The organism is Aneurinibacillus thermoaerophilus (assembly GCF_019603355.1).
In the GTDB taxonomy this organism is placed as follows: Bacteria; Bacillota; Bacilli; order Aneurinibacillales; family Aneurinibacillaceae; genus Aneurinibacillus; species Aneurinibacillus thermoaerophilus.
The window spans coordinates 1,629,241-1,655,850 of the sequence record NZ_CP080764.1; the positions used below are offsets into that span (position 1 = coordinate 1,629,241).

27 protein-coding genes are annotated in these 26,610 nt (G+C 48.5%); 23 read left to right on the forward strand and 4 right to left on the reverse strand.

Features of this window, described 5'->3' with window-relative positions; all coding sequences use genetic code 11:
- The first annotated feature begins 49 nt into the window (after positions 1 to 49).
- The gene (pepF, locus tag K3F53_RS08510) at positions 50 to 1,969 is read left to right on the forward strand and encodes an oligoendopeptidase F (RefSeq protein ID WP_220560447.1); all 1,920 of its coding nucleotides are present in this window, start codon (positions 50 to 52) and stop codon (positions 1,967 to 1,969) included.
- A 20-nt stretch (positions 1,970 to 1,989) separates the two neighbouring features.
- Here pepF and K3F53_RS08515 read toward each other — a convergent pair whose 3' ends face one another.
- Positions 1,990 to 2,598 carry a TlpA disulfide reductase family protein gene (locus K3F53_RS08515; protein ID WP_057898970.1) on the reverse strand — a complete coding sequence of 203 codons (609 nt, stop codon included), beginning with the start codon at positions 2,596 to 2,598 and terminating at the stop codon, positions 1,990 to 1,992.
- A gap of 206 nt (positions 2,599 to 2,804) precedes the next feature.
- Here K3F53_RS08515 and K3F53_RS08520 point away from each other — a divergent pair, with 206 nt between their 5' ends.
- The 3 genes from K3F53_RS08520 (at position 2,805) to K3F53_RS08530 (ending at position 5,249) form a co-directional block, all read left to right on the forward strand.
- A complete protein-coding gene (locus tag K3F53_RS08520; RefSeq protein WP_082706002.1) occupies positions 2,805 to 4,112 on the forward strand; it encodes a Na+/H+ antiporter family protein in 1,308 nt (435 codons plus the stop codon).
- A gap of 348 nt (positions 4,113 to 4,460) precedes the next feature.
- The gene (locus K3F53_RS08525; protein ID WP_057898968.1) at positions 4,461 to 4,991 is read left to right on the forward strand and encodes a PadR family transcriptional regulator; all 531 of its coding nucleotides are present in this window, start codon (positions 4,461 to 4,463) and stop codon (positions 4,989 to 4,991) included.
- A 93-nt stretch (positions 4,992 to 5,084) separates the two neighbouring features.
- A complete protein-coding gene (locus tag K3F53_RS08530; RefSeq protein ID WP_175493539.1) occupies positions 5,085 to 5,249 on the forward strand; it encodes a hypothetical protein in 165 nt (54 codons plus the stop codon).
- A 55-nt stretch (positions 5,250 to 5,304) separates the two neighbouring features.
- On the opposite strand, the gene ilvA is transcribed toward K3F53_RS08530, so the two are convergent.
- The 3 genes from ilvA to tkt all read right to left on the reverse strand — a co-directional run bounded on the left by ilvA (position 5,305) and on the right by tkt (position 9,347).
- Positions 5,305 to 6,513, reverse strand: a complete 1,209-nt coding sequence (ilvA, locus tag K3F53_RS08535) for a threonine ammonia-lyase (RefSeq protein ID WP_057898967.1) — start codon at positions 6,511 to 6,513, stop codon at positions 5,305 to 5,307.
- Positions 6,514 to 6,674: 161 nt separating this feature from the next.
- Entirely contained in the window at positions 6,675 to 7,187 is a 513-nt protein-coding gene (locus K3F53_RS08540; protein WP_057898966.1) for a DUF2179 domain-containing protein, read from the reverse strand.
- 153 nt (positions 7,188 to 7,340) lie between these two features.
- Positions 7,341 to 9,347: a transketolase gene (gene tkt, locus K3F53_RS08545; protein ID WP_057898965.1), complete on the reverse strand. Its 2,007-nt coding sequence runs from the start codon at positions 9,345 to 9,347 to the stop codon at positions 7,341 to 7,343.
- A 369-nt stretch (positions 9,348 to 9,716) separates the two neighbouring features.
- Between tkt and K3F53_RS08550 the strand changes: the two genes are divergently transcribed.
- The 19 genes from K3F53_RS08550 (at position 9,717) to K3F53_RS08640 (ending at position 26,537) form a co-directional block, all read left to right on the forward strand.
- The gene (locus tag K3F53_RS08550) at positions 9,717 to 10,412 is read left to right on the forward strand and encodes a PIG-L deacetylase family protein (RefSeq protein ID WP_057898964.1); all 696 of its coding nucleotides are present in this window, start codon (positions 9,717 to 9,719) and stop codon (positions 10,410 to 10,412) included.
- A 182-nt stretch (positions 10,413 to 10,594) separates the two neighbouring features.
- Entirely contained in the window at positions 10,595 to 10,807 is a 213-nt protein-coding gene (locus tag K3F53_RS08555; protein ID WP_220560449.1) for a hypothetical protein, read from the forward strand.
- 160 nt (positions 10,808 to 10,967) lie between these two features.
- The gene (eutS, locus tag K3F53_RS08560; protein ID WP_057898962.1) at positions 10,968 to 11,309 is read left to right on the forward strand and encodes an ethanolamine utilization microcompartment protein EutS; all 342 of its coding nucleotides are present in this window, start codon (positions 10,968 to 10,970) and stop codon (positions 11,307 to 11,309) included.
- A gap of 16 nt (positions 11,310 to 11,325) precedes the next feature.
- Positions 11,326 to 11,826 carry a EutP/PduV family microcompartment system protein gene (locus tag K3F53_RS08565; protein WP_057898961.1) on the forward strand — a complete coding sequence of 167 codons (501 nt, stop codon included), beginning with the start codon at positions 11,326 to 11,328 and terminating at the stop codon, positions 11,824 to 11,826.
- Positions 11,827 to 11,963: 137 nt separating this feature from the next.
- The gene (locus tag K3F53_RS08570) at positions 11,964 to 13,406 is read left to right on the forward strand and encodes a sensor histidine kinase (protein WP_057898960.1); all 1,443 of its coding nucleotides are present in this window, start codon (positions 11,964 to 11,966) and stop codon (positions 13,404 to 13,406) included.
- Between the two features lie 3 nt (positions 13,407 to 13,409).
- Entirely contained in the window at positions 13,410 to 14,003 is a 594-nt protein-coding gene (locus K3F53_RS08575; RefSeq protein ID WP_175493538.1) for an ANTAR domain-containing response regulator, read from the forward strand.
- A 121-nt stretch (positions 14,004 to 14,124) separates the two neighbouring features.
- Entirely contained in the window at positions 14,125 to 15,576 is a 1,452-nt protein-coding gene (locus K3F53_RS08580; protein ID WP_057898959.1) for an ethanolamine ammonia-lyase reactivating factor EutA, read from the forward strand.
- Between the two features lie 17 nt (positions 15,577 to 15,593).
- Positions 15,594 to 16,958 (forward strand): ethanolamine ammonia-lyase subunit EutB, encoded by a 1,365-nt coding sequence (locus K3F53_RS08585; protein WP_057898958.1) that lies wholly within the window; start codon positions 15,594 to 15,596, stop codon positions 16,956 to 16,958.
- Between the two features lie 11 nt (positions 16,959 to 16,969).
- Positions 16,970 to 17,953: an ethanolamine ammonia-lyase subunit EutC gene (gene eutC / locus K3F53_RS08590; protein WP_057898957.1), complete on the forward strand. Its 984-nt coding sequence runs from the start codon at positions 16,970 to 16,972 to the stop codon at positions 17,951 to 17,953.
- Positions 17,954 to 17,968: 15 nt separating this feature from the next.
- Positions 17,969 to 18,622, forward strand: coding sequence for an ethanolamine utilization microcompartment protein EutL (eutL, locus tag K3F53_RS08595; protein WP_082706001.1), 654 nt, complete (start codon positions 17,969 to 17,971; stop codon positions 18,620 to 18,622).
- 24 nt (positions 18,623 to 18,646) lie between these two features.
- Positions 18,647 to 20,179, forward strand: coding sequence for an acetaldehyde dehydrogenase (acetylating) (locus K3F53_RS08600; protein ID WP_091259869.1), 1,533 nt, complete (start codon positions 18,647 to 18,649; stop codon positions 20,177 to 20,179).
- A 123-nt stretch (positions 20,180 to 20,302) separates the two neighbouring features.
- A complete protein-coding gene (eutM, locus tag K3F53_RS08605) occupies positions 20,303 to 20,596 on the forward strand; it encodes an ethanolamine utilization microcompartment protein EutM (RefSeq protein ID WP_057898955.1) in 294 nt (97 codons plus the stop codon).
- Entirely contained in the window at positions 20,596 to 21,318 is a 723-nt protein-coding gene (locus K3F53_RS08610; RefSeq protein WP_057898954.1) for a hypothetical protein, read from the forward strand. Before eutM ends, K3F53_RS08610 begins: the two co-directional genes overlap by 1 nt.
- 6 nt (positions 21,319 to 21,324) lie before the next feature.
- Positions 21,325 to 21,597, forward strand: a complete 273-nt coding sequence (locus K3F53_RS08615; RefSeq protein ID WP_057898953.1) for a EutN/CcmL family microcompartment protein — start codon at positions 21,325 to 21,327, stop codon at positions 21,595 to 21,597.
- Positions 21,598 to 21,604: 7 nt separating this feature from the next.
- On the forward strand, positions 21,605 to 22,066 hold the full coding sequence (locus tag K3F53_RS08620) for a BMC domain-containing protein (RefSeq protein ID WP_057898952.1): 462 nt from the start codon (positions 21,605 to 21,607) through the stop codon (positions 22,064 to 22,066).
- A gap of 30 nt (positions 22,067 to 22,096) precedes the next feature.
- Positions 22,097 to 23,458, forward strand: coding sequence for an ethanolamine ammonia-lyase subunit EutB (locus tag K3F53_RS08625; protein WP_057898951.1), 1,362 nt, complete (start codon positions 22,097 to 22,099; stop codon positions 23,456 to 23,458).
- A 13-nt stretch (positions 23,459 to 23,471) separates the two neighbouring features.
- Positions 23,472 to 24,353, forward strand: coding sequence for an ethanolamine ammonia-lyase subunit EutC (gene eutC / locus K3F53_RS08630; RefSeq protein ID WP_057898950.1), 882 nt, complete (start codon positions 23,472 to 23,474; stop codon positions 24,351 to 24,353).
- Positions 24,354 to 24,393: 40 nt separating this feature from the next.
- Complete coding sequence (eutH, locus tag K3F53_RS08635; RefSeq protein ID WP_082706000.1) at positions 24,394 to 25,695, forward strand: ethanolamine utilization protein EutH; 1,302 nt, start codon at positions 24,394 to 24,396, stop codon at positions 25,693 to 25,695.
- 203 nt (positions 25,696 to 25,898) lie between these two features.
- Positions 25,899 to 26,537, forward strand: coding sequence for a hypothetical protein (locus tag K3F53_RS08640; protein WP_057898949.1), 639 nt, complete (start codon positions 25,899 to 25,901; stop codon positions 26,535 to 26,537).
- The last annotated feature ends 73 nt before the right edge of the window (positions 26,538 to 26,610 follow it).

Sequence of the window (26,610 nt, forward strand, 5' to 3'; positions counted from 1 at the left end):
TGTGCATACCATAAAGTAGTTACACATTTTTGGAAAAGAGGTGTGAAACATGAAACGAAAGTTCGTTACCACTGTAACAGCGGTGACGTTTGCGGTGTCCGTCTTCCCCATGCCGGTTGTGCTTGGCAGCGAAGTCATGAACACGACCGAGATGATTAAAAAGGCGCAGCGGCCGGAATATAAGACGCGTGCGGATATTCCAGCGAGGTACAAGTGGAACTTAGAAGACATTTATATAAGCAAAGAGGCCTGGGCAGCCGATCTTAAGAAACTGGAAAGAATGGCAAACGCGTTCCCGGCCCATCAGGGGAAATTGGCGGAATCATATGCTGTGTTTTTGAAAGCGCTTAATGATTTAAGTGATCTTATGCGGTTGCGCGATAAGGTATACGTATACGCATCCATGGGCTTTGATGTTAATGCCTCCAATTCTTCATTGAAAGAATTGTTTGATAAGGCGGAGAAAGAAAGCGTGCTCGTTTCGGAAAAAACGTCTTGGTTTACACCGGAAGTGCTGGCCATTCCACCAAACAAAAGAAAAGCGTATCTGGCCAAAAAGGAGGTTGCCCCGTATAAGCCGTTTCTTGAAGATTTGGAACGGATTAAGCCCCATACGCTGAACAAAGAAACGGAAGCACTGCTGGCCCAGTTTTCACCGCTCGGACAGAATCCAGAAAATGTGTATTCGTTGCTCAGCAAGGATGTGAAATTTCCGAAAATTAAAGACGAGAACGGAAAAGAAGTGCAATTGACGCGTGCCAATTTTACGGCTTATATGGAAAGCAAAAATCGCAATGTCCGGAAAGCGGCATTCGAAGCGTATTACAGAACGCTTGAAGAGTATCAGGATACATTTGCTCAGGTGCTTTCTGGAAAAGTAAAAGCGAATAATACGTACGCCAAGGTACGAAAGTATCGCAACGCGTTGGAAGCGAGCTTAACGCCAAACAATGTGCCGGTAAAAGTGTATGACCAGTTGATTCAAAGCGTCAACAAGGGGTTGCCGCTTTTGCATCGCTATATGGAACTGAAAAAGAGGATGCTCGGCGTCAAAGAGCTGCACATGTACGATATCTATACACCGATTGTAGAGGCGAATTCATCGTATATTCCGTACGAAGAAGCGCAACAACGGGTGCTGGAAGGGCTTAAGCCGCTTGGTGAGGAGTACGGCAAAGTGCTAAGCAAGGCGTTCACAAGCGGGTGGATCGATGTGTATTCGACCGCTGACAAGCGTTCCGGCGCATACCAATCAGGCGCGTACGACACACATCCATATGTGCTATTAAATTATCAGGGTACGACTGATGATATATTTACGATTGCGCATGAGCTTGGGCATGCTATGCACACATATTATACAAATCGAACCCAACCGTATATTACAGCCAATTATCCGATATTTACCGCGGAAGTCGCTTCTACACTAAATGAGGCATTGCTATTTGAAAGCATGTATGCTAAGGCGAAAACAAAGCAAGAAAAAATATATTTGTTGAATCAGCGCCTCGAAAATTTTCGGACAACGCTATTTCGTCAGACACAGTTTGCTGAATTCGAAAAACTGATTCATGAAAAAGAACAGGCAGGCGAGTCGTTGAATGCGGAAGCGCTTAAGAAAATGTATATTGATATCAATAAAAAATATTATGGAGCAGCCATGGTGAATGATAAAGAAATTGCGATGGAATGGGGACGCATTCCGCATTTTTATTACAATTTCTATGTCTATCAGTACGCGACCAGCTTTGCCGCTTCCACAGCGCTGGCTGAGCAGGTGTTGAAAGAGGGCAGACCTGCCGTGGATCGGATTCGGGAGAAGTTTCTATCTGCGGGTAATTCCAAAGCGCCGATTGAAATATTACGGGAAGCAGGTGTTGATGTATCTACATCTAAACCAATCGACGATGCATTGAAAGTGTTTGCAGAAACATTAAATGAATTGGAAAAACTGATAAGCCAAAAATAATGATAGATCATCTTCATACATTATTTTTGCTTTATGTTTTCTATGAATTTTTCCATAGTTGAATATGTCATTGGACCCATAACATGCTGGCGGATGATTCCGTCCGCGTCGATAATAAAACTAGTGGGAACAATAGTAACTTGATACATGTCAGCCACATGCGACTTCCGGTCAAGCAGCACTGGAAACTGCATATTCATTCCTTGGGCAAACCGTTTGACATTCGGCACGCTGCTTTCCGTTTCCGTAAGATTGACAGCTAGAATTTCTACATTTTTCTCTTTATAAGCACGATAAAATTTTACCATATCAGGAATTTCCTCACGACACGGAGGGCACCAGGTCGCCCATATATTCAAAATGACGATCTTTCCTCGCAAGTCGGACAAGTGCATGGTTTTGCCGTCCAGTGTCTCCAACGTAAAATCCGGCGCCTTCTTGCCTTCCTGCACCCCTATTTCTACGCGCTGTGTTTCTTGTTCTGTCTTTGGCTCTATTTCTTTCCTTGTCACTGTTTTATTTGCTGTCGTCTCAGCGCCGGTCTGTGTTTCTTCTTTTTTACTGAGCGTGCTGTAGAGCATGCCGCCAATAAGCACAAGCAATACAAGAAGTACCGCCATTTTTTTCATGGACTCTCTTCCTTCCTTCCATGTTTTTTCCCAATGTACCTGTCCTATAAGTATAAGCCGAAAGCAAGCAAAAATAGAAGTCTAAGAAAAACCCCCGGAATTTTTCGGAGGCTTGCGTTGTATTTGATTTGATTTCTTCTTCTTGTCAGAAATCCTTTCGTATGATATAACTTCATCTGTCTACCATACTAAAGGAGGAAACAGTGTTGTTAAATGCAGTGGTTGTATCTGTGCTTGTTATCGTTGTGCTGTCGCTTTTGCGGATTAATGTTATTTTTGCATTAATCGCCGCGGCGATAACGGCTGGTTTAATGGGGGGACTCTCGCTGAAAGAGGCAGTTTCCACAATGATTGAAGGGATGAGCGGACAAATGGAAACGGCGCTCAGCTATGTGTTGCTTGGCATGTTCGCAGTCATGATTGCTCGTTCTAATATTACGTCCATTCTCCTAAAGAAGTTAATTAGTATACTGAAGGGAAAGCGCGGTGTTTTGCTTGTCACGATTGCGTTTGTGGCATCGTTATCACAAAATGTTGTGCCGGTGCATATCGCATTTATTCCTATTCTTATTCCGCCGCTGCTTTCTCTGTTCAATCAGATGAAAATTGACCGCAGGGCTGTTGCTTCGGCGCTTACATTTGGTCTACAGGCTCCGTATATTATGATTCCTGCTGGTTTCGGACTTATCTATCACGGTATTGTGGCAAAAGAGATGGGAAAAAACGGGATGCCAATTGATGTATCCATGTTTCCGAAAGTGATGCTGATTCCGGGGCTCGGGATGATTTTCGGGCTTTTTATTGCGTTGTTTATTTCATATCGCAAAGAAAGAACGTATGTTGAAAAAGAAAATACGCTTGTGTTATCAACAAAAAATGAACATGCAACAACAGCTTTTACCGGTAAGCACGCGCTTACCCTGACGGCGATTCTAGGGGCGCTTGGCGTGCAACTATGGATGGAATCCCTTGTGCTTGGTACATTAACTGGAATTCTGTTGATGTTTATATTCCGTATTGTTTGCTGGAACGAAGGCGATGAGGTTGTACAGCGCGGCGTGGTCATGATGGGATTTATTGCATTTGTTATGTTGCTGGCGTCCGGTTACGCGTCTGTGCTGCAAGAAACCGGGGCGGTCAAAGGGCTTGTAGCGGCGAGTGGCGCATGGCTTGGAAGTAACAAAATGCTGGCTGCCGCTATTATGTTGCTGATCGGACTTCTTATTACGATGGGCATCGGCTCTTCTTTTGGTACAGTGCCGATTATTGCAACGATTTACGTACCGCTATGCGCCGAGCTTGGCTTTTCGTCTCTTGCGACCGCAGCGCTTATCGGGACAGCGGGTGCGCTTGGCGATGCTGGATCGCCGGCTTCTGATAGTACGCTCGGGCCGACGTCTGGCCTAAACGCAGACGGACAGCATGATCATATATGGGATACGTGCGTCCCGACGTTTTTGCATTACAATATTCCTTTATTTATATTTGGATTCATTGCGGCTATGGTACTATAATTGATAAATAAAATAAAAAGGCGATGGTGTCGTGCGTGTGTGCAGGCAGCCATCGCCTTTGGCTATATTGTCTGAAAAAATTGTGGTTGACGACCAGCGCAATGCCTGCGATGAGTACAGACGGGCTCGCGAGGTAGCAGGCGCATCGGAATGATCCTTGGACGTTTACATAGTCAAGTTTGGTTATATTCACACAATCGTTATATAGTTTAGCTATAATGACAGATAATGATAATAAAGTGTGATAGATTGCATGCCTATTCTTTTGCGGTTCGGGGTTAGATTCCACTATCCTTTGCTACAGGATAGGTAAGATAACAAAGGAAATTCATAAAGGGGAACATAGGAATGGATGAACGAGCGTTATTGCTGTTAGGTTTATTAAAGAATCAGAGCCAGCACGGTTATCAAATTAACGAATTTATCGAACGAAATGTAAGTCAGATTATGAATTTGAAAAAAGCGACGGCGTACGCCATTCTAAACCGACTGCATGAGGCCGGCTATGTGACGTTGCGTATGGAGCAGGAGGAGAATCGTCCGCCGCGCAAGGTGTATTCGATTACGAAAGAAGGAGAGAAGGAGTTTTACCGCCTCTTGCAAGAGAATCTTTCGCATTTGGAGCAGGTCACGCTGCCGGGCGATATCGGGTTGATGTTTCTTGATCATCTTTCGCCGTACGAAGTGATATGTTGCCTTCAAGCAAGGCTCAAAAATCTGGAGGAACAGATTAAAGTGTATGAAAGAGTGCCGAAGCATGAGCATAATCCAAGCGTAGACCTAACCATCGATCGCCGCCTTCGCTTGCTTAAAAGCGATCGGGATTGGCTTCAGGACACAATTGCTCACCTTTTGAAAAAACAGAGACGGGACACATGATATCCCGGTTCCCTGTAAAAATAAGGGAGACATGTAAGAGGGATTGTAAGCGTGCAGAGAGATTGTAGCAATCATAAGGAGGGAAAACAGGGCATGAAATGGATTTATTGGATGGCGCTATTCAACACAAAATTCCAAGCGAGCTGCCTTGTGAAGCGGATGGAGGAAGACTGGTGGACAAAAGGATACAGGAGTCCTCGTGTCATTGAAATTTTTCGGGTAAAAGACGGGCGCTATGGCGTCCGCTATATGTGGTAACGCAGAGTGGATATCATGCGAGTCCAACTCAGCAGGTGCCGTCCCGCCGTCTTTTTCACATTCGTTCGTTAACAGGATATCCTTCACGCACCAAGCGTTTTTCAATGCGTTCGATATGTGCGCGGTTGTTTGTTTCCAGCTCCAGTTCCACTTCTGCTTGACCTGGAACAATGCGCGGGCTGATACGGTGGTGATGGATGGAAATAACATTGGCGCCTTCTTGCGCCAGGATCGATAGCAGGCGATTAAGGTTGCCCGGCTTATCATGCACGGTCGTCGCAATGCGTATATACCGGCCTGATTCGATAAGACCGTGTTCGATGATGCGTGACATGAATGTCACATCTACATTTCCGCCGCTCAAAATGACGGCCACTTTTTTATTGGTCAACGGTATGCGGCGGTACAAGAGCGGCACGAGTGCGGCGGCGCTGGACCCTTCGACGAGCAGTTTGCTGCGTTCCAGCAGATACAACATTACGCGCGAGATTTCGATATCTTCAGCTAGAAACACGTCATCCACGTATTTTTGCACCAATTGATACGTTAGGGTACCTGGTTTCTTGACTGCAATACCATCAGCAATCGTCCCGGTGCTTTCTACAAGTACCGGTTGTCCCTGGCTTAACGATGCGGCCATACTGGCGCATGCCGCGGCTTCTACGCCATAAACCTTCACATGAGGCTTAAGCGTTTTTATCGCTGCCGCAATTCCGGCGATAAGTCCTCCACCGCCAATCGGACAGACGATGGCATCCACATCAGGCAATTGCTCAAGCACTTCCAGCCCGATGGTTCCCTGGCCTTCGATAACACGCGGATCATCGAAGGGGTGCAAAAATGTAGCTCCGCTCACTTTTTGCACTTCAAACGCTCTTTCTAATGCTTCATCAAATGACTGACCGTGTAAAATGACCTGTGCGCCGTACTTTTGCGTAGCCTGCACTTTGCTGAGCGGGGCGCCTTCAGGCATAACGATGGTGCTTGTGATGCCAGCTTTTGTACTGCTGAAAGCAACACCCTGCGCGTGATTGCCAGCGGAGGCCGCCACTACCCCGCACGCTTTTTCTTCTTCGCTTAGGGAAGCGATTTTGTTATAAGCACCACGTACTTTGAAAGACCCGGTTTTTTGCAGATTTTCTAGCTTTAAATAAAGCTGGTTTTCGGCCAGTTCGCTGAATGTGGTCGAGTAGTCGAGCGGAGTGTAGCGGACGACAGGTTGAAGGATAGCTCTTGCCTGCCGGATCCCGTCGAGTGTAATCATGTGAATCCGTCCTTCCGTAAGAAATAGATGGTGCCTTTAATTATAATGATACGAACGTCGATGGATTCCCATTCCCTTCGGCGGCAAGAGAACAGGAAAACTGGAATTTAAGTCAAATGTATCATCAAACTTGTTCCGATATGTTAGATTTTCCTATTGTACTATTTTGTAATTCGGTTTGTCCAAAAGCCACCGTAAAAAAATCTCGGTTCGTACGAAATCACAAACGCTTTCGGCGCCAATTCTTTAATCGTCTGGTACAACTTCTTCTCGTTTCTTCGTTTCGCGAGTACATTCATTACAACACGCTGCCCATCTTTACCGTTTGCTTGCCAACTGGTTACCCCATATCCTTTTTCACGCAGGATACGGCTAATATCATTCTGAGATGAATCAAGTACAATTTGCACAGTTACATAGCCAAGCGCTAACAGTTCCTCGATTTTGCTACCCATATATACGCCGGTGCCCCAGCCAATACAATAAGCCGCAAGATTGAACGGATTATTAAGATTACCAAGCACAAGAGAAAGACCCATCAAATATACGAACACTTCCACCATACTGACGAGGGAGGCTAACAGCTTCTGTCCCTTCATCACCATAATCATTCGGATAGTAAAAAACGATACATACACAATATTAATGGTAAAAATAATGAGCAGCTGTTCCATTGTTTTGCCCCTCCTGTTTCAATGCAACATACAACTTTCTTTCCTTTCATCTCGCATAAAATATCATACTCCTACAAAAACTGTAAAGCTAAAAGCTCACTTCTTAACAAAAAAAGCGATCTCCCTTATGTGGGAGACCGCTGAGCATCATGTTTATGATGTAGCTATTACTTTTTCCGCAATAGCTACCACATGCTCCGGTGTGAACCCGTACTCTTCCATCAATTTTGTGCCAGGAGCGGATGCACCGAACCTAGTAATGCCAAGCACCTTGCCTTTATCGCCTACGTAGCGTTCCCAACCAAGCGGATGCGCCATTTCGATAGCGACGCGAGCTTTCACGTCCGGTGGCAACACTTTATCTTTATACTCTTGCGGCTGCTGTTCAAACAGTTCCCAGCTCGGCATGCTGATTACGCGGATGCGGCGGCCTTTCGTTTCAAGCTTTTGCTTGGCCGAAAGCGCTAGGCTTACTTCTGAACCGGAGGCAATAAGCAACAAATCCGGTGTACCGTCCGTATCAGAGAGTATGTACGCGCCGCGCGCTACCGATTCAGTCGCTTTTTCTTTTGTTCCTTCAAGTATAGGCAGGCCTTGGCGGGACAGAATCATCGCGATCGGCCCTTTGCTGCGGCTTACCGCGTAACGATAGGCGGCGATTGTTTCATTGGCATCAGCTGGACGCAGCACAGTTAAGTTTGGAATCGCGCGCAGCGCAGGCAAATGCTCAATCGGTTCATGCGTTGGTCCGTCTTCACCAACGGCGATGCTATCATGCGTGAATACATAAATGACAGGTACATCCATCAGCGCCGAAAGTCGCATGGCCGGACGGAGATAATCGGCAAATACGAGAAAAGTGCCGCCATATACTTTGACGCCGCCGTGCAGCGCCATTCCGTTCATGATAGCAGCCATTGCATGCTCGCGCACGCCGAACCAGATATTGCGGCCTTCATACTGGCCGGGCATAAAGTTCGGCTCGTCTTTAATCATCGTCTTGTTGGATGACGCCAGATCAGCAGAACCGCCGAGAAAGAATGGCACGGTTTTTGCAATCACGTTAATCACTTGGCCCGACGCTTCACGCGTTGCGACTTTTCCATCTTCTGGAGCGAAGGAAGGCAATTCGCTGTCCCAGCCTACGGGCAATTCTCCGCGCATCGCTTGTTCGAATTGTTTGGCAAGATCCGGATGAGCTTGTTTGTACGCTGCAAACTTCTCGTTCCATTCCTGTTCGGCCCGCTGCCCTCTCATCTTGACTTCCAAGAAGTGAGCTCGCACTTCTTCCGGGACTGTAAACGGTTCATGTTCCCAATCATACGCTTTGCGTACCAGTTCGATTTCTTCGGCGCCGAGCGGCGCACCGTGCGCTTCCGATTTTCCTGCTTTGTTCGGGCTTCCGTACCCGATCGTTGTGCGAATTTCAATTAGCGTCGGGTGTTCTGTTTCGTTTTTCGCCTTGGCAATCGCGCAGGAAATGGCTTCGATATCGTTACCATCTTCCACACGCAAGACATGCCAACCGCATGCTTCAAACCGCTGTTTCACATTTTCAGAGAATGCAAGGCTTAATTCTCCGTCAAGGCTAATATCATTGGAATCGTATAACACAATCAGGCGCCCCAGTTTCAAATGGCCAGCAAGGGAAATGGCCTCAGCCGCTACACCTTCCATCAGATCGCCATCCCCACAGAGGACGTATGTGTAATGATCAACAATATTATGGTTTTCGCGGTTGTATTTTGCGGCAAGGTGGCGTTCGGTCATCGCCATGCCGACCGCCATCGCGATTCCCTGTCCAAGCGGGCCAGTCGTTGCTTCCACGCCCGGTGTGTGACCGTATTCCGGATGTCCCGGCGTAGGACTGCCCCATTGGCGAAAGTTCTGTAAATCATCAAGTGACACATCATATCCGGTCAGGTGCAGCAGGCTATACAATAGCATGGAACCATGTCCTGCCGACAGCACAAACCGATCTCGATTCGCCCAGCTTGGATTGGCGGGGTTATGCTTCATAAAACGCGTCCAGAGCGTGTACGCCATTGGCGCTGCTCCCATTGGAAGGCCGGGATGACCGGACTTCGCTTTTTCTACCGCTTCAATCGAAAGAACACGTAGGGTGTTGACTGCGAGCTGGTCAAGCGTTTGGTTGTTCATTCCGTTCCAAAGCCCCTTTCATGGTTCATCATCTTCTCGATGCATGTGTATGATGTCTTCCTACTTTTCATTATGCCAAAAGCAAGCTGACAAATAAAACTTTTTCCAGTGTATCTTTCATTTGTCGAGAGAACAGCACGTTATCGGGCTTTTGTAATTTGTAATATGGAGCACAGCCTTGTCATTTTTCTTGAATGTTTGGGTGATTGCATCTGCAATAGGGGGATATTTCATGAATTCATCTCAAATATTTCTTTTCAAATGGATGGCAGCTTCTGTTAAATAAGTTTGGTAAAGTAAAGGGAATACTGTGTTTATACCGCGGTGTATGAATATGTAAATGACAGTACATAAGGAGGAGGGAATGCGTTGAAAAAAAATACGATTGCCTTCGTTTTTGCACACCCGGATGATGAATCATTTGCATGTGCGTCAACGATTCGTGAACTAGTTGTTCGAGGGAATCATGTTGTACTTTGTGTGGCAACCCTAGGTGAAGCCGGGAAAACGGGGCGTTTGGGCCCCATGACTAAAGAAGAGCTGGCGGCAAAACGGAAACAGGAATTGCAAAAGGCAGCAGATGTCATGGGTATATTTGCAATCCATCATTTAAATTATCCTGATGGGAAATTAGCTAGCATAGATCGTTATCAATTGGTAAATGATATTGTCACGTTTCTTAATGATCAGCAGGCGCAAATTGTTATCACTTTTTCGGAAGATGGTATTTCTGGACATCCGGATCATACCGCAATTCATCATGCTACGCGTGAAGCCATACTAAGTGGGGAATGTCCAACTGTACAAAAATTATATTATGTTGCTAGTCGAGCACTAAAAGAAGCAGGTCATTCTCCAACTGTGAAATTTGATAGTCAAATTCATTGGGAAGTAAAGGTAAAAGCATTATTGGCTCATGAGTCACAAATTGGGTCTGTCAAAAGGGTATTTGGGGATTTGCAGGAACCGCTGAGTGGATTTAGATTCGAATCGTTTGTTTTAGCCTGGGAGCGAGGCGTATATTGGCCGAATAAGAAGGAAACGTTCTTAACAGATGACAGGTAATCTATAAAAATAAGTTGCTAGGTATATGTCTTGGCAACTTATTTCAGCGACATGCCTTCTGGACATTGGGCGTATACTAGCGTAGAATAGGCAATTAAGAAAGGGATTGTAAGCGGCTATCAGGTAAGTGAAGCAAAGTTTTTTTGATATATATGCATTATTTTTTAAAAGGATTGGAAACGATGAACCGCGATGAGACTTGTATGGCGTGCGGTAAGCCGATTCAAGAACGAGTATATGCTGTTTATCGCAGCGCCGCCGAAAACAAAGAAGAAGAGAAAAACGTAGCTGGGTTCTTGTGCAATGTGTGCAGCAAAAGGCATAAAATGAAACCAGTAGGGAGAAAAAACCCGTTTGTCAAGCTGGAAAAGTTGAAAGAGAGGTTGGAAAGGTAGGTGCGCGTATGTCACAGAAATGGGGCGCGGACTGACCAGTAGTCATAGATGCTTGTATTTATTTATCACTATGCTATAATATATAGAAAAAATTGTGCGGCAACGGAGCCACTGTCATATTTGGCAGGGGCTTTTTGCGTTTGCGAGGAGGAAAATGTGCATGGCAGAAGAGAAAAAGCGGTTTATCCAGGAATTTGTGCCGGGCAAACAGGTAACATTAAGCCATTTAATCGCCAATCCGGATGAAGATATGTTTGACAAGCTGGGAATTCCACAAGGGGGTTCCATCGGTATTCTGACGCTGACCCCGAGCGAGACGGTGATTATTGCCGGCGATTTGGCGACGAAGGCGGCCAGTGTAACGATCGGCTTCCTTGACCGGTTTACCGGCAGTCTCGTCTTGGTCGGCAGCGTGTCAGAAGTGGAAACCGCAATGCAGCGCATTAATGAATTCTTAGCGCACAATCTCGGTTATACGCCGGCCATGATTACGAAATCATAGTCAGGGAGGAAAGGAAATGCAGAAAAAACATCGCGCGATGCTGATTGGTGCCATCGGGGCAGGCAAATCCACGCTTACCAATGCGCTCTTAGGACGCGATGTGCCCGCTGTGAAAACTCAATCGCTCATCTATCGGGACTGGATCGTAGATACGCCGGGCGAATATACCGAAAACCCGCTGTTCTACAAAAATATCATGGCAACGGCGCTTGAAGTTACCCATGTGCTTTTTATTCAGGATGCGACGAACCCAAAGACCATTTTTCCCCCCGGGTTTGCAACAGGTATCCCGAAGCTTGCTATCGGGGTAGTAACGAAAACCGACGCTCCGGAGGCAGACAGAGAACGGGCGGCGCGACAATTGCGGCGTGCGATTCCGGATGGCCCAATTGTGTTCGTTTCAGCGTATAAGAACGAAGGGTTAGAGGAAATGAAAGCGTTGATCTCGTGCCATTCACGTGAAGAAATGAAAGATTATTGCGCGAATTCTAAATCAGAAAATATTTCTTACATGTAACCCTTTACAGATAATTTTATTTCTATTATCATTAAGATAATAAAATGAATATCTGACAGGCAAAGGCGCCTATCAACAATGAGGAAGTGTGCGTGTTGTTGGAGGAGCCTTTTTTACGTAAAAGGAGTCTTTCAAGTATGATTGATGTCGCAGAAGCAAAACGAATCTACCATTTATGCCAGCAGTACACTCCTCTTAGCGAAGAAGATATTCGAATTATTATCGGAAAAAGTGAAGCGCTACAAATGATAGCGGATGTTTCCCAAGCGAACGTTTTTATCGACTGCCCGGTGAAAGATCGGAGCGCTGTCATTGTGGTGGCGGAAGCGGCTCCCACAACCACGCACTCATTGTATAAGGAGAGCGTTGTGGGAAAAGAAGTGTTCGAATCGTACGAGCCTGGTGTGTTTCGTGCCTATCGGACAGGAAAGCCCGCGATTATGAACCGGGCGTTGACTCAGGAGGGGCACCACGTTAAGCAAAATGTGGTACCGATTAAGAACGGCAAAGGGCAAACGATCGGTATGCTGATTTTGGAGCAGGATATTACACTGCAGGTAAAGCATGAAAAGGAATTGGCTCTTTTATCGGAAACAACGCAGGAATTCAGCCGCACGTTCTGGGATTTGATTTCTAAAGAACAGTCGATTCCGGATGTAATCGAAGAAGCGCTACTTCTATTGCGCGAAGATGGGACAATTCTGTACGCAAACAATTTTGCGATCGGCCTGATCGAATCGCGCAGCGGTCTCACGAGACAAAATTACACGGATAAAAAAGTGGACGAAATTTTTCCGTTCATTGCTGAGAGCGATTATCTCCATGACGGGGTCATTCAGCGAGAGGTACACGACCAAGGCATGGTGTACGTTCTGCGCAGCATTTGCCTGCAGCAAAAAGATAAGAGACGGCGCCTGCTTCTTTATTTGCGAGATATTACCGATTTACGGGATAAGGAGCGCCAGTTAATGGTTAAATCAGCGGTTATCCAGGAGATTCACCACCGGGTGAAAAACAATTTGCAGACGGTAGCCGGGCTGTTGCGTCTGCAAATGAGACGGGGAGTTCCCGATGAAGCAAAGGGGCTGTATCAGGAATGCTTGAACCGGATTATTAGCATCGCAACCGTTCATGAGGTACTGTCATACAACGGAATCGAACAGGTAGCGATGAACCAAGTCATCGAAAAGATCGCGCGCATGCTCGTTTACAATATGGCGTCTGAAGAATGCAAAGTGGATGTTGTCATGGAAATTGAGGAAATCGCTCTCCAGTCCAAACAGGCGGTATCGCTTGCACTGATCCTGACAGAGTTGGTTCAGAACAGTTTAAAGCACGGGTTTGCGGGACGTTCCTCAGGCGTTGTTCGCATCCATTTTTATAAGCATGGAAATGAGCTCTGCCTTTGTGTAGAAGACGATGGGAAAGGATTTGAAGCGCAGTCAGCAACCGACCAGCTCGGGCTTGAAATTGTGCGAAATTTAACGCACTTTGACCTGTGTGGAGCATTTGAGATTATGCAAAATGAAGGGGGAGGCACGCGAGCAAGCGTCTCCTTTCCGGCAGAACAGGGGGAGTGACGGGTGAGTAAAGGCAGATTGATGGTCGTGGACGACGAGTCTATCCTGCGCATGGATATTAAGGAAATGCTACAGGAAGCTGGATATGAAGTGGTGGCGGAAGCAAATAATGGGGAAACCGCGATTGAACTTGCCGCCCGCCATCGTCCTGACTTAATCGTCATGGATGTAAAAATGCCAAAGATGAATGGATTGAAGGCGGCCCGTATTATTTACCGTTCATTTGATATTCCGACGATTCTGCTGACCGCGCATACGGAAGAAGAGCTCATTGCGGAGGCGAAGGAAGCACATATTTTCGGATATTTAGTCAAACCGATTACCGAAAAAGATTTGATTCCGGCGGTGGAGGTTGCTATCGGCCAGTCCCGGCATGTGAAATCGCTCCTCGGCAACATTAAAGAGATGGAGAAAAAAATGGAGATACGCAAACGGGTGGAAAAGGCGAAAGGAATTCTGATGGATGTCTATCAACTAAACGAGGAACGCGCCTATCAAACGATGCGTACATACTGTATGAATACGCGCAAAACGATGGGCGAAGTGGCGGAATACGTCTTAAAGAACCGTGCGCTTGACATTCATTCGCTTCTTTAACAACAATGTTTTGGTTCATAAAACAAAAAAAGAATAGACAGAGGCAAAGGCGCCCTATGTGACGGACCCCTACATTCCGTCGTATAGGGCGTTTTTTGGATACAAAGAAAGGGGGGGAATCATGCGCCGGGTTGAGCGAGAAGTTGAACAGATTATTAGCGCAGGTATCGACATTGGGACCAGCACCACAAAATTGGTGATTAGCCGCTTTTCTCTGATGAACACGGCTGGAGCCAGCCAGGTGCCGCGCATTGAAATTATTGACACCGAAATTATCCATAAAAGCCCGATTTACCGTACTCCGCTCAGCGCAGATTATTTGATTGACATTCCCGCCGTATTTTCCTTGGTGCGCATGGAGTATGCAAAAGCGGGTATCCGTGCGGAAGATATTCAGACAGGTGCGGTGATTATTACTGGCGAGACAGCGACCAAAGAAAATGCTGAAGAAATGGTACGCCGCTTGTCCGATGAGGCAGGTGAGTTTCTCGTCGCCACTGCAGGACCAGATTTGGAAGGGATGATTGCGGCCAAAGGTTCCGGAGCCTATGAATATTCGAAAGTGACAGGCAGAACGGTGGCCAATATTGATATTGGAGGCGGAACAGCCAATATCGCCGTTTACCAGGCAGGTATATTTAAAGGAACGTGTACGCTTCATATCGGTGGCCGGCTCATTGAATATGAGGATGGACAGGTAAAAAAGATTTCGTCGCCTGTACAGAAGTTGATCGCACAAAAAGGAATTCAACTGGCCCTGGGAGATGCGGCGGACTCTTTGGCCATCCGTGAAGTGACGGTGGCGATGGCGGACACGCTCGGCCGGATTTTAGATGGAAAAGTGGAGCTGGAAGACGAGCCGTTGCTGCTCGGTCACCCGCCGGACTGGAATGTTCCGGTAGAAGACATTATGTTCTCAGGCGGTGTGGGTGAGTGCATATACCATTTGGAAAAACGTGAGGAAGAAACCGGTATGCCTGTCTACAACGATTTAGGCGTACAGTTGTCCGAAGAACTTCGCCGTCATCCGGCGCTTGCACGCTGGAGATGGATTCAGCCTAAGGAGACTGTGCGGGCGACCGTACTTGGCGCGGGAACGCAGACGACAGAAATCAGCGGCGCAACGATTCAGGTCGAGAAGGAATCGTTGCCGATTAAGAATTTACCTGTTTACCGTCTATCATTTGAAAATGAATCGAACGGCACGCGCGAGAAAATATTTCGGGCGGTGGAGCAGGCGATTGCCTTGTATGATCCGAACAGGGAAGGACGGAATTTCGCCCTCTATCTGTCCGATGTGCCGATGCTCAGGTTTTACGAGGTGCAGGAAGTAGCGGCCGCGATTCTGGAAGCATTCTGCAAGCAGCCGGATCAAGGTCAGCCGCTTGTCATTGTCGTGGAAAACGATATGGCCAAAGTGCTTGGGCAATCGCTCATGGCTATGAAAGCGGAGCGCAGTGTGCTTTGTATCGATCAGATACATGTGGAAAACGGGGATTATCTTGATATCGGACGGGTGCTGCAATCAGAGGTTGTGCCTGTCGTTGTCAAAACGCTCGCGTTCCATTCTTGAGAAAGGAAGGTGTACCGATGAGGTTGAAGACGACGCTGCAAAACCAGGTATATGAGTTTAAAGATTTAAAAGAAGTATTTGCCAAGGCAAATGAGGAGAAATCAGGTGACCGGCTTGCAGGCCTAGCCGCCGAAACGGTGCAGGAGCGCATCGCAGCCAAGCAGGTGCTCGCCGGATTGACGCTTGAGGATATTCGCTACAACCCTTTGCTTCCACCGGACGAAGATGAAGTGTCTCGCATCATTGATGAACAGGTCAACGAGACCATTTTTCAGGACATTAAAGGTTGGACAGTGGCAAAACTGCGGGAGTACATTTTGAACGATCGGGTAGGGGACAGGGAATTGAAGCGGCTGAGCCGCGGGCTGACAAGCGAAATGATCGCAGCGGCCGCAAAGCTAATGTCCAACCTCGATTTAATTCACGCTGCGAATAAAATCGAGGTGATTTCCCGTTGCAATATCGCCATTGGACAGAAAGGCACGCTCGCGTCCCGCCTGCAGCCGAATCATCCGACCGATAGCGTGGACGGTATTCTTGCTTCGCTGAAAGAAGGATTGTCTTATGGTGTAGGCGACGCAGTTATCGGCATCAATCCGGTAGACGATTCGGTGGACAGTGTAAAACGGCTCCTGCAAGTGACACATGAGTTTATTAGAGAATGGAAAATTCCGACACAAAACTGTGTGCTTGCCCATGTTACTACTCAGATGAAAGCGATTGAACGCGGTGCGCCTGCCGATATGATTTTCCAAAGCATCGCTGGGACGGAAGCGGCTAACCGTTCCTTCGGGATTACCGCCGCGATGTTGGAAGAGGCGAAGCAAATGATCGCTGAAAAAGGGATGAGCCAGGGGCCGCAGCGTCTGTATTTTGAAACAGGCCAAGGCTCGGAATTGTCAGCGGAAGCGCACCACGGCATCGATCAAATGACGCTGGAGGCGCGAAACTACGGTTTTGCCCGAAAGTTTGATCCGTATATTGTCAACACGGTTGTCGGCTTTATCGGACCGGAATATTTATACGACAGTAAACAGGTCATTCGTGCCGGGCTGGAAGATCATTTTATGGGCAAGATGCATGGCATTTCGATGGGGGTAGATATTTGTTACACCAACCATATTCGTGCTGACCAGAACGACATGGAAGAACTTGGTGTGCTGCTGACGGCGGCCGGCGTCAACTTTATTATTGCCACCCCAATGGGAGATGACTGTATGCTAAATTACCAGTCGATGAGCTATCACGATATCGCGACATTGCGTCAGACGATGGGCAAGAAGCCGGCGCCGAAGTTTGCAGCCTGGCTGGAAGAGATGGGAATTACGGAAGGCGGTAACTTAAGCAAACGGGCCGGCGATCCGACGATTTTTGCACGTTAGGAGGAGAGAAAGTGGATCAGCAGCTAATTGAAACCGTAACCCGTCTTGTCATGGAAAAATTGAAAGCGGTGGAAGCGCAACAGCCTCTTAAAGAACCGAAGCTGAAAGCAGAAACGAGAAGTTATGGCTCCGTGAAAGTATGGGATCATGTAGCATCCGGACGGGAGAAAATCACGGAGAATCCAGTCACCCCTGTAACGGAATCTACCGCCCGGCAGACGAAGCCGGTGGAACCTTCGGCGACTGGTGCTAACGGTGGTAGGAAAACAGGGATTGAAAAGCCGCAAAATAAAGAACAACTGTTAACCTTGATGAAGCAGACTCCGGCCCGGATCGGCATCGGACGCGCCGGACTTAGACCGAAGACGGACACGTGGCTTACGTTTCGCCTTGACCATGCGGCCGCGGTGGACGCCGTGTACGGTACGGTGAATCCGGAGCTGTTGAAACGGCTGAACCTGTTCAGCGTAGCCACCTGCGTAAGCAGCAAAGAAGAGTATATTCTTAGGCCAGATTTAGGGCGCCGTTTGAGTGAAGAGGCGAAAAAGACGCTGCGTGAACGCTGCAAATATAAGCCGAAAGTACAGATTGTTCTCTCTGACGGGTTGAGTTCACAGGCGGTCGATACGAATGCGGAAGATACGTACTTAGCTCTTATGCAATCGCTGAAAAACCTTGGCATTGAAACTGGCACACCTTTCTTTGTAGAGAAAGGTCGCGTAGCGGTGATGGACGACATCGGCGAGGTGCTTGAACCGGACGTAGTCGTATTGCTTATCGGTGAGCGTCCCGGACTGGTTAGCGCGGAGAGTTTGAGCGCGTACTTGTGCTATCGTCCGCGGAAAGGGACAGTGGAAGCGGATCGCATGGTTATTTCCAATATTCATGCGGGCGGGATTCCGCCGGTAGAAGCGGGAGCGTACCTCGGCAATGTAGTCCAAAAAATTCTGAAGTATGAAGCGAGCGGCGTATCCCTCGTGCAGAAAGAAAAATAGAGGAGGTGGGGAGAAGTGGAACTTCAGCCGATTCGAGCAGAAGTGCTGGCGGTGCGCATGATTCCGAATGTAGACGAGGCGCTGGCCGAGCAGTTCAAACTAAAGCCGGGCCAGCGAAGTTTGGGAATGATTACAACCACCATTGACGACGTAGGTTACACTGCGCTTGACGAAGCAACCAAGCGGGCGGAAGTGGAAGTTGTATATGCTCGTTCGTTTTACGCAGGCGCGGCGCACGCGTCCGGTCCGCTGTCCGGTGAATTTATCGGTATTATCGCAGGCCCTAATCCGGACGAAGTGGCCAGCGGTATTGAAGCGATCGAAAATACCATCCGCTACGACGCATATTTTGAGGCGTTGAATGATGAAGGCACGCACACCTTATATGCACATGTAGTGGCTCGCACCGGAAGCTATCTGTCGAAAGTGGCGGGCATTAACGAAGGGGAGCCGCTGGCGTACTTAATTGCCCCGCCCCTGGAGGCGATGTATGGGCTAGACGCCGCGCTGAAGGCAGCGGATGTGAAACTGGCCGCATTTTATGGGCCGCCGTCCGAAACGAACTTTGGCGGCGGGCTTCTTACCGGAACGCAATCAGCTTGCCAGGCAGCAGCGGCCGCTTTTCGTGACAGCATTATTCAAATCGCCCGTCAGCCCCTTGTCTGGTAAGCGAGCAGGAAAGGAGTGAGCAGTTTGCAGTTGGATCGAGATTTGCAATCGGTGCAGACAATGCGAAACGCCGTGCGTCGAGCGAAACAAGCCCAGCAGGAGTTTAAAGGTTACTCACAGGAGCAGGTGGATCGCATTGTCAAAGCCATGGCCGATGCGGCGTACGAAAAAGCGTACGATTTGGCTTGCCTGGCTGTAGAGGAAACCGGGCTTGGCGTTATCGAGCATAAGGTGATTAAAAATCAGGTTGGATCCAAAGGGGTATATGAATCAATTGCCGGTGTCAAAACGGTTGGTGTCATCCGGGAAGTCCCGGAGGAAAAGGTGGTGGAGATCGCCGCGCCGTTCGGTGTCATCGCCGGGATCGTACCAGTTACCAATCCGACTTCGACCGCGATTTTTAAAAGTTTGATCGCTCTTAAAGCACGGAACGCCATTGTTTTCAGTCCGCATCCGTCCGCGACGAGGTGCACGGTGGAAGCAGCCCGCGTCTGCTATGAAGCGGCTGTGAAAGCCGGAGCGCCGGAAGGCATCATTGGTTGGATTGAAGAGCCGACCATGGGAGCAACGGAAGGGCTGATGAAACACCCGGATGTACATTTGATTCTGGCGACGGGCGGCAGCGGGCTGGTACGTGCTGCTTACAGTTCGGGTAAGCCAGCATACGGCGTTGGCCCGGGCAACGTACCAGCCTACATTGAGAAAACGGCGAAAGTGGCGCAGGCCGTTCAACGTATTATTGATAGTAAAACGTTTGACAACGGTACCATTTGCGCCTCGGAACAGTCGGTTATCGTTGATCGTAATGTACGGGAGCAGACGCTGCGCGCATTCAAAAATAATGGAGCATACGTGTTAAACGAAGAGGAAAAGAAAAAAGTTGAACATGTTATCTCTCCCATGCGCGGCAAGCTGAATCCGGCGATCGTAGGCAAGAGCGCGTCAGTGATCGCGGAAATGGCCGGCATCCGGGTTCCGCAGGAAACAATGCTCTTGCTTGCGGAAGAAACGCAGGTCGGCAAAGAGATACCGTTCTCGATCGAAAAATTGTCTCCGATTCTCGCATTGTACACGGTGAACGGTTGGCAGGAAGCAAGCGATTTATGTGAGAGGTTGCTGGCGCTTGGCGGTCGCGGTCATACGCTGGTGCTGCATACGGAAGACGACGAAGTGGCGCGGACGTTTGCCCTGCGTCTGCCTGTATCACGCATTCTTGTCAACACCCCGTCTTCCATCGGCGCAGTCGGGGCAACAACGGGACTTACCGCATCGATGACGCTTGGCTGCGGAACGTTCGGCGGTAATATTACCGGAGATAATATTACGGCGCATCACCTGATGAGTATAAAGCGGTTGGCCTACCATGCGAAAGATGTGACCGTACCGAAGCCGGGAAACGGCACTGTAGACGTTCGTACAGCGAGCGCTAAAGAGAAAAGCGAAACAGGGCAAATCAAGGAAGTGGTAGCTCAGGTGCTGGCCCAAGTCGGACCGGTTGGTCGGATGGACAAGCAGACGGTGGCTGCTATTGTGGATAAAGTGCTCGCGCAACTATAAATTTATCACCGATTTGACGCATCGGCATTGACTTGTGCTGAGAGTGTGTCGGTATAGTAAGCAAGATCTATATGCAAAAGGATGTTATTTTTACAGATTACAATATATGAGGAGGAATAAATGATGGCAAGAGAATTAACAGCCCTGGGAATGATTGAGACGAAAGGCTTGGTTGCATCCGTAGAAGCTGCGGACGCAATGGTCAAGGCGGCGAATGTTCATCTTATCGGGAAGGTGCATGTTGGCGGCGGCTTAGTAACCGTGCTGGTGCGCGGTGACGTCGGAGCGGTGAAAGCGGCGACGGATGCTGGAGCAGCCGCGGCGCAGCGCGTTGGTGAACTTCTTTCCGTCCATGTTATCCCGCGCCCGCACAACGAACTCGAAAGCATCCTGCCGAAGGCGCAGCTTGATTCATAATGATTACCGATAAAGCGATTCTTGAGCGCATCGTTGAAGAGGTGCTCGCCAGGCTCTATCCGGCCGCTGAACCTACGCGGCCGGTCAAACCTGGACTTTTGCTCGTCTATCCGGGCGAACTGGAAGCGAAAGCCGTTGATATTATTGAAAAAGAATTGCAGGCAGGATGGAATGTATATCATGCGCGGGTGGAAGAAATCGAGCATGTGTCTTTGCACCGTGATGTGAAGCAAACGGTATTTCTTGAGACAAGTCAAGATTTAATTGTTCAGGGCGCGTTAGGGCTTACTGGAACCGTGGAAAGCCGGTTGCTTGCGGAAGCGTTGCTGGCGGGCATTCCTGCGTTGCTTGTCCCGTGCGTTTCCTTGAAATGGCTTCTTCATCCAAAAACGGGAGACGCGGTGCTCTCCCAGTCGGCCAAGCGCTACAGACAGCATATTCGCGCCTATACAGACACGCTTCGTTCCTTTGGTGCTACCCTTGGCTCTATTGCGGATGTACTGGCGTTGGCTGACGAGGAGGCACGGATGGAAGAAAGAGCAGAAAAGGGAGGAATGCCGCGTTTGCGCCCTGTAGTATTTGAAGGGAAAGTGCTGACCCACAGCGATGTGCAGCAGGCGAAAGAAGGTGTGATTTACGTATCCCCGTCCACGGTGATTACACCGTTAGCTCGTGATGCAGCGCGTGCAGGGGGCGTTACGATTCAAGTGGATGAGGGGTGATGCACCGTGCGCATAGGAACCGTAGTTGGCAACGTGTGGGCAACACGCAAAGAAGACGGATTAACCGGGCTTAAATTTTTATTTGTACAGTTGGAGGACACAAAAGGCGTGCCGGTAGATGTTCCGCTGATCGCCGCTGACCGCATTGGGGCAGGAATCGGCGATACGGTAATGGTCACGCTCGGCAGCGCCGCCCGGTTTGTCATTTCGGAAAAAGATGTGCCGATTGATGCCGTAGTTATTGGCATTGTGGATTCAATAGATGTGGAAAGCAGGTGAAAGATAAATGGCACAAGCGCTTGGTATGATTGAAACGAGAGGGTTGATCGGTTCGATCGAAGCGGCGGACGCAATGGTGAAGGCGGCTGATGTGAAGTTGCTTGCCCAGGAGAAAGTGGACGCCGCGCTCGTGAGCGTATTTATTGAGGGAGACGTAGGTGCGGTACAGGCCGCACTGGAAGCAGGTAAAGCCGCGGCGGAACGCGTCGGCGAACTTGTATCATGGCATTTTATTCCGCGTCCCGATGAAGAGGTGCGCGCGGTGCTAAAAAAGTCTGATCCGCCTGCTAAGCCTTCTGCCCCAGAAAAAGAAGCGAAAGCGGGCGGTGCCGGAACACGACGCAAAAAAGAAGCAAAAGACGCAGCGCAGCCGCAGGTCGTAGCAGCACCAGACATTTCCTTATCAAAAGATCAGGGTGGCGACGCAAACGGTTCAGAAGATACAGGTAAGCCGTCAGGTAAACGGTAAGAGGCTCTGGGTGGAAAGGAGGGAAAATCATTGAAACTTTCGTGTGTAATCAAAAACACGAGCTATTCTTTCTCGTCCGTAAAAGAAGTGCTGGCAAAAGCAAGTGAGGAAAAGTCCGGCGACAAAATGGCAAAAATCGCGGCTGAGTCTTCGCTCGAACGGATGGCGGCCAAAGTGGTGCTTAGCGAAATGCGGCTTGCGGATATTTATGAAAATCCGGTGATTCCTTATGAGAAAGATGAGGTAACGCGGGTTATTTATGACGGAATAAACCTGTCCATTTATAACGAGATAAAAGACTGGAGCGTTGGAGAGTTACGGGATTATATATTGTCTCACAGGACTGGGGCACACGAGTTGCAGCGCTTAGGTCGTGGGTTGACGAGCGAAATGATTGCGGCGGTCGCCAAACTCATGTCAAGCATTGACCTGGTAATGGCCTCACAGAAAATTCGCCCTACCGCTCACTGTAATACGCTTATTGGCGAAGAAGGAAGGCTGGCGTTTCGTTGCCAACCGAACCACCCGACTGATTCACCGGAAGGGATTCTTTTTTCGATTAAAGAAGGTCTGTCATACGGCTCAGGAGATGCAGTTATCGGGATTAATCCCAATGTAGATACAGTAGAGTCAGTATCGCGGCTGCTGCACATGTCACATGACTTTATAATGAAATGGGAGATTCCGACGCAAAATTGTGTGCTGGCCCATATTACAACACAGATGAAAGCGCTGGAAAAAGGTGCCCCGATCGCACTCATGTTTCAAAGTTTAGCGGGGACGCAAAAGGCGAATGAAGCGTTTGGTGTTGATAAGAAATTGCTTGATGAAGGGCTGGCTATGATGCGTCGCCTTGGCACAGCCGCAGGCCCGAACGTTATGTATTTTGAAACCGGGCAGGGTTCGGAAGTGTCGCTGGACGCTGCACACGGCGTGGACATGCAGACGCTTGAAGCCCGTACGTATGGTTATGCCCGCAACTGGCAACCGTTCATGGTGAACAATGTATCCGGCTTTATCGGCCCCGAGACGCTTTATGATGGGCGCCAGATGATCCGCGCTGATCTGGAAGATTTGTTTATGGGCAAATTGCACGGTTTGCCAATGGGGATTGCTCCGACGTATACGAACCATATGTATGCTGACCAGAATGATCAGGAAATTGCTGGTATGCTGACCGCTTTGGCGGGCGCGAATTTTTATATGGGGGTGCCTGCCGGAGACGATGTGATGTTAAATTACCAGGATACAAGCTACCACGATGATGCGAGCCTGCGGGAAATGCTAGGCTTGCGTCCGTTGCGAGAGTTTGAAAAATGGCTTGAGAAGATGGGCATTATGGAAAATGGAAGGCTCACCGAACGTGCGGGCGATCTTTCCATATTCGATTAGGCGGGGTGAGGATATGAATCAGGAAAAAATTGAACAGGTCGTCGAACAAGTGCTGCGGGAATTGACGAAAAAGCTTCAGGATGAACGAGCGGAAGCGCCTGAGTCGCAGGAAATCACCCATGCCGAGACCATTTATTTTTCAGAGCAAAAAGAAATCGGGGTAAAACACCCGCACAATCGGGCCGCGATTGAACGGGCGCAGCAGGTGACGCCGGCCCGTATCGGCATTGGTCGCGCTGGCACGCGCATGCGGACGAAAGACTACCTGCAATTTCGTATCGATCATGCGGCGGCGCAGGACGCAGTCATGAAAGATGTGTCTGATTCGTTTCTTGCTTCCCTTGATTTGCCTGTCCTCCATACTTGTGCGGAAGATATGGCCACTTATTTGATGGATTTGGATAAAGGAAGAAAGTTGTCTGATGAATCAGCCCGCTGGCTGGAAGAGAACGGCGATAAGCGGAAAAACGTACAGATTCTCGTTTGCGATGGTCTCAGCTCTTCCGCGGTAGAAGCGAATGCCCGCGATTTGCTTGCATCTTTGACACAGGGTCTTACGCTAAAAAATTTGAGCATGGCCAAGCCGCTATTTGTGAAACGGGCGCGCGTCTGGGTGCAAGATCATATTGCTTCCATTGTAGATTGCGATGTCGTTATATCCCTTATTGGCGAACGTCCAGGGCTTGCCACAGCGGAAAGTTTAAGCGCGTATATGATATATCGCCCGAACGAAAAAACGGTAGAAGCGGATCGAACGGTTATTTCTAACATTCATAAGGGTGGTTTTCCACCTTTGGAAGCGGGCGCGTATCTGGCTGATTTAATAGAAGACATTATTCGTCATCAAGCGAGCGGCGTAAAGTATATGCAAAAGAAGAATAGTCAGAATAGTTAGTCTATCGGGAGGATTGCTTTATTTATAAAGGGGGATTAACGTGGCGCAACTCGGTACGTATGTTATCTATTTGCTAATGGCTTCCGCAGTTATCGGAGCGATTGCGGCCATTCGTGACAGCGAAAAAGGATTGGGCCGCGAATTTATGGAAGGTCTGCATTCCATCGGCTATATTTTTGTTCCATCTGCTGGCATTATGGCAGCGATTCCTTATTTGTCGCAGGTCATCGAAGCCATATTTGGGCCTTTATATAATATGGTGGGTGCGGATCCGGCCCTTGCTGCTACTTCCATTATCGCGGTCGATATGGGTGGATATCAATTGGCAGAGAAACTGGCGGAGACGAAGGAAAGCTGGATTATGGCGATGATCACGGGCTATATGGCGGGCGCGACGATCGTATTTTCCATTCCGATGGGACTTGCTATGTTGGACAAGCGCGATCATAAATATATGGCGCTCGGAGTGATGTCAGGGATTTTGACTGTTCCTATCGGTGTATTTATTTCCAGTCTTTTGATTGTTTTGTCCGATGCGAAAGTGAGGAAGATAATTGCGACGGACGGCGAGGCAACGTATCAGCTTGCGCTGAGCTTTGGCCAGATTTTTCTCAATCTGGGTCCGCTCGTGATTTTCGTTGTGCTGATTGCGCTCGGTTTACGTTTCTTACCGGATATGATGATTAAGGGATTTATTTGGTTCGGCCGGATTATGGATGCATTTATTAAGCTTGTGCTTGTATTCTCTATCGTTGAATATTTTACGGGCGTATTTACGAAGCTGCTTGGCAGCTGGGGCTTTGATCCGATTATCGCGGATGCGGAAAACCAGGTGCGTGGTCTTGAAGTTGCCGGTTATATTGGTATTATGTTAGCGGGCGCTTTTCCGCTCGTTTATATGCTCCGGAAATATGGGGCAAGGCCGCTGGAGGCGGTTGGACGCCGGCTTGGCCTGAGCGCTATTGGCAGCGCCGGGTTGCTTGCTACCGTCGCTAACATTCTGGCGATGTTCCGCCTTGTAAAATCAATGCCGCCGAAAGATAAAGTGGTGAATATTTCATTCGCAGTATGTGCAGCATTTTTGTTTGGCGATCATCTGTCCTTTACCGCCAACTTTCAGCCGACACTAATTCTACCGATTATGTTGGGCAAAATCGGCGCAGGGGTCATTGCGATCGCACTTGCGTACTGGCTTTCTGTACCGAAGGCGCTGGAACTGGAAGAACAGGATCGCGCCCTTGGTGTGATTGGAGAACATGAATACAAAGAGATGAGCGACAGGGTGGATGTTCCACTTGAAGGCGACGAGCAACCATATGATCCGAAGCTAAGCGGGCTCTAACATTTTGTATATTGGTGTGAAAGAATCAGCAAGCCGCTTCCCACATGTTTCCGGCAAGACGGAAAAAGGGAGCGTGCTTGCTGATTTTTCTGTGGCATTTGCGGAACCAGGCATTTGAAACAGTGGCGCAGAAAATGGTAAAATGCAATGTAAGTTATTTTTGGATGCGTTGTACAATGCGGCATTTTTTAGGAGGTTTATGGATGGAAATTACGGTCAAAGTGAACAGGTATGTCGATGCATTAAAAGAAGTGACATATTATCTCGTATCGGTTAATGCAAGAGAAGGACTCCTTCGCAATGATCATATCGATAAATTGCTTGGCACAAGCTACCGAGATATCGCGTTTGCGCACGGAGGATTTGTTGAGAACGGAAACGAAGTGTATTTTGCGACCCGCGAGGAAGCGGAAGAAGTGCGCGACATCATTAAAGAAATGCTCCGCAGCCGGTTCGAACAAGCGATGGATAAAGAGCTTACAGAAAGCTTCGTCGAGTGGGAGGTTCTTGAGAAAAACGCAGGCGTTGTTATCATTGCCAAAGATTTTCCCGATTTGGACGGAAATCCGGTTATGGTCGTGATGAACGAGGATGTATATTTGCTTCAAGTTCCCGGAGAAGAAAAATATGTTGCTCTTGCTCGATACCGTGAAGGTGAAGCCAATTATAAGGCGGAGAGCGACGAATTTGAGCATTGCATTATGGCACTGACCGATAAAGAAATTGTGCGTGTGGAGCAGGATGCGGATGAAATTTTTACATGGGATGTGCTTGAAGAAATTTCCGAAGTATATAAACGGTTCGCAAACATTCGCAAACAGTATTTGCGTGTCGTAAAATAAGTAGTAAAAAATCCCGCCGATTCGGACGGGATTTTTTCGTAGTTTCAAGCCATGAAGTGAACAGGAGGAAAGC

Bases quoted from the DNA above. Each gene is read 5' to 3' on its own strand.
- K3F53_RS08610 (WP_057898954.1), top strand. From the start codon at position 20,596: ATGATTACCGATAAAGCGATTCTTGAGCGCATCGTTGAAGAGGTGCTC.
- K3F53_RS08530 (WP_175493539.1), top strand. From the start codon at position 5,085: ATGAAATGGATTTATTGGATGGCGCTATTCAACACAAAATTCCAAGCG.
- K3F53_RS08580 (WP_057898959.1), top strand. From the start codon at position 14,125: ATGCGCCGGGTTGAGCGAGAAGTTGAACAGATTATTAGCGCAGGTATC.
- K3F53_RS08555 (WP_220560449.1), top strand. From the start codon at position 10,595: ATGAACCGCGATGAGACTTGTATGGCGTGCGGTAAGCCGATTCAAGAA.
- K3F53_RS08585 (WP_057898958.1), top strand. From the start codon at position 15,594: ATGAGGTTGAAGACGACGCTGCAAAACCAGGTATATGAGTTTAAAGAT.
- eutS (WP_057898962.1), top strand. From the start codon at position 10,968: ATGGCAGAAGAGAAAAAGCGGTTTATCCAGGAATTTGTGCCGGGCAAA.
- K3F53_RS08620 (WP_057898952.1), top strand. From the start codon at position 21,605: ATGGCACAAGCGCTTGGTATGATTGAAACGAGAGGGTTGATCGGTTCG.
- K3F53_RS08515 (WP_057898970.1), bottom strand. From the start codon at position 2,598: ATGAAAAAAATGGCGGTACTTCTTGTATTGCTTGTGCTTATTGGCGGC.
- eutC (WP_057898950.1), top strand. From the start codon at position 23,472: ATGAATCAGGAAAAAATTGAACAGGTCGTCGAACAAGTGCTGCGGGAA.
- pepF (WP_220560447.1), top strand. From the start codon at position 50: ATGAAACGAAAGTTCGTTACCACTGTAACAGCGGTGACGTTTGCGGTG.
- K3F53_RS08525 (WP_057898968.1), top strand. From the start codon at position 4,461: ATGGATGAACGAGCGTTATTGCTGTTAGGTTTATTAAAGAATCAGAGC.
- K3F53_RS08640 (WP_057898949.1), top strand. From the start codon at position 25,899: ATGGAAATTACGGTCAAAGTGAACAGGTATGTCGATGCATTAAAAGAA.
- eutM (WP_057898955.1), top strand. From the start codon at position 20,303: ATGGCAAGAGAATTAACAGCCCTGGGAATGATTGAGACGAAAGGCTTG.
- K3F53_RS08540 (WP_057898966.1), bottom strand. From the start codon at position 7,187: ATGGAACAGCTGCTCATTATTTTTACCATTAATATTGTGTATGTATCG.
- K3F53_RS08570 (WP_057898960.1), top strand. From the start codon at position 11,964: ATGATTGATGTCGCAGAAGCAAAACGAATCTACCATTTATGCCAGCAG.
- tkt (WP_057898965.1), bottom strand. From the start codon at position 9,347: ATGAACAACCAAACGCTTGACCAGCTCGCAGTCAACACCCTACGTGTT.
- ilvA (WP_057898967.1), bottom strand. From the start codon at position 6,513: ATGATTACACTCGACGGGATCCGGCAGGCAAGAGCTATCCTTCAACCT.
- K3F53_RS08565 (WP_057898961.1), top strand. From the start codon at position 11,326: ATGCAGAAAAAACATCGCGCGATGCTGATTGGTGCCATCGGGGCAGGC.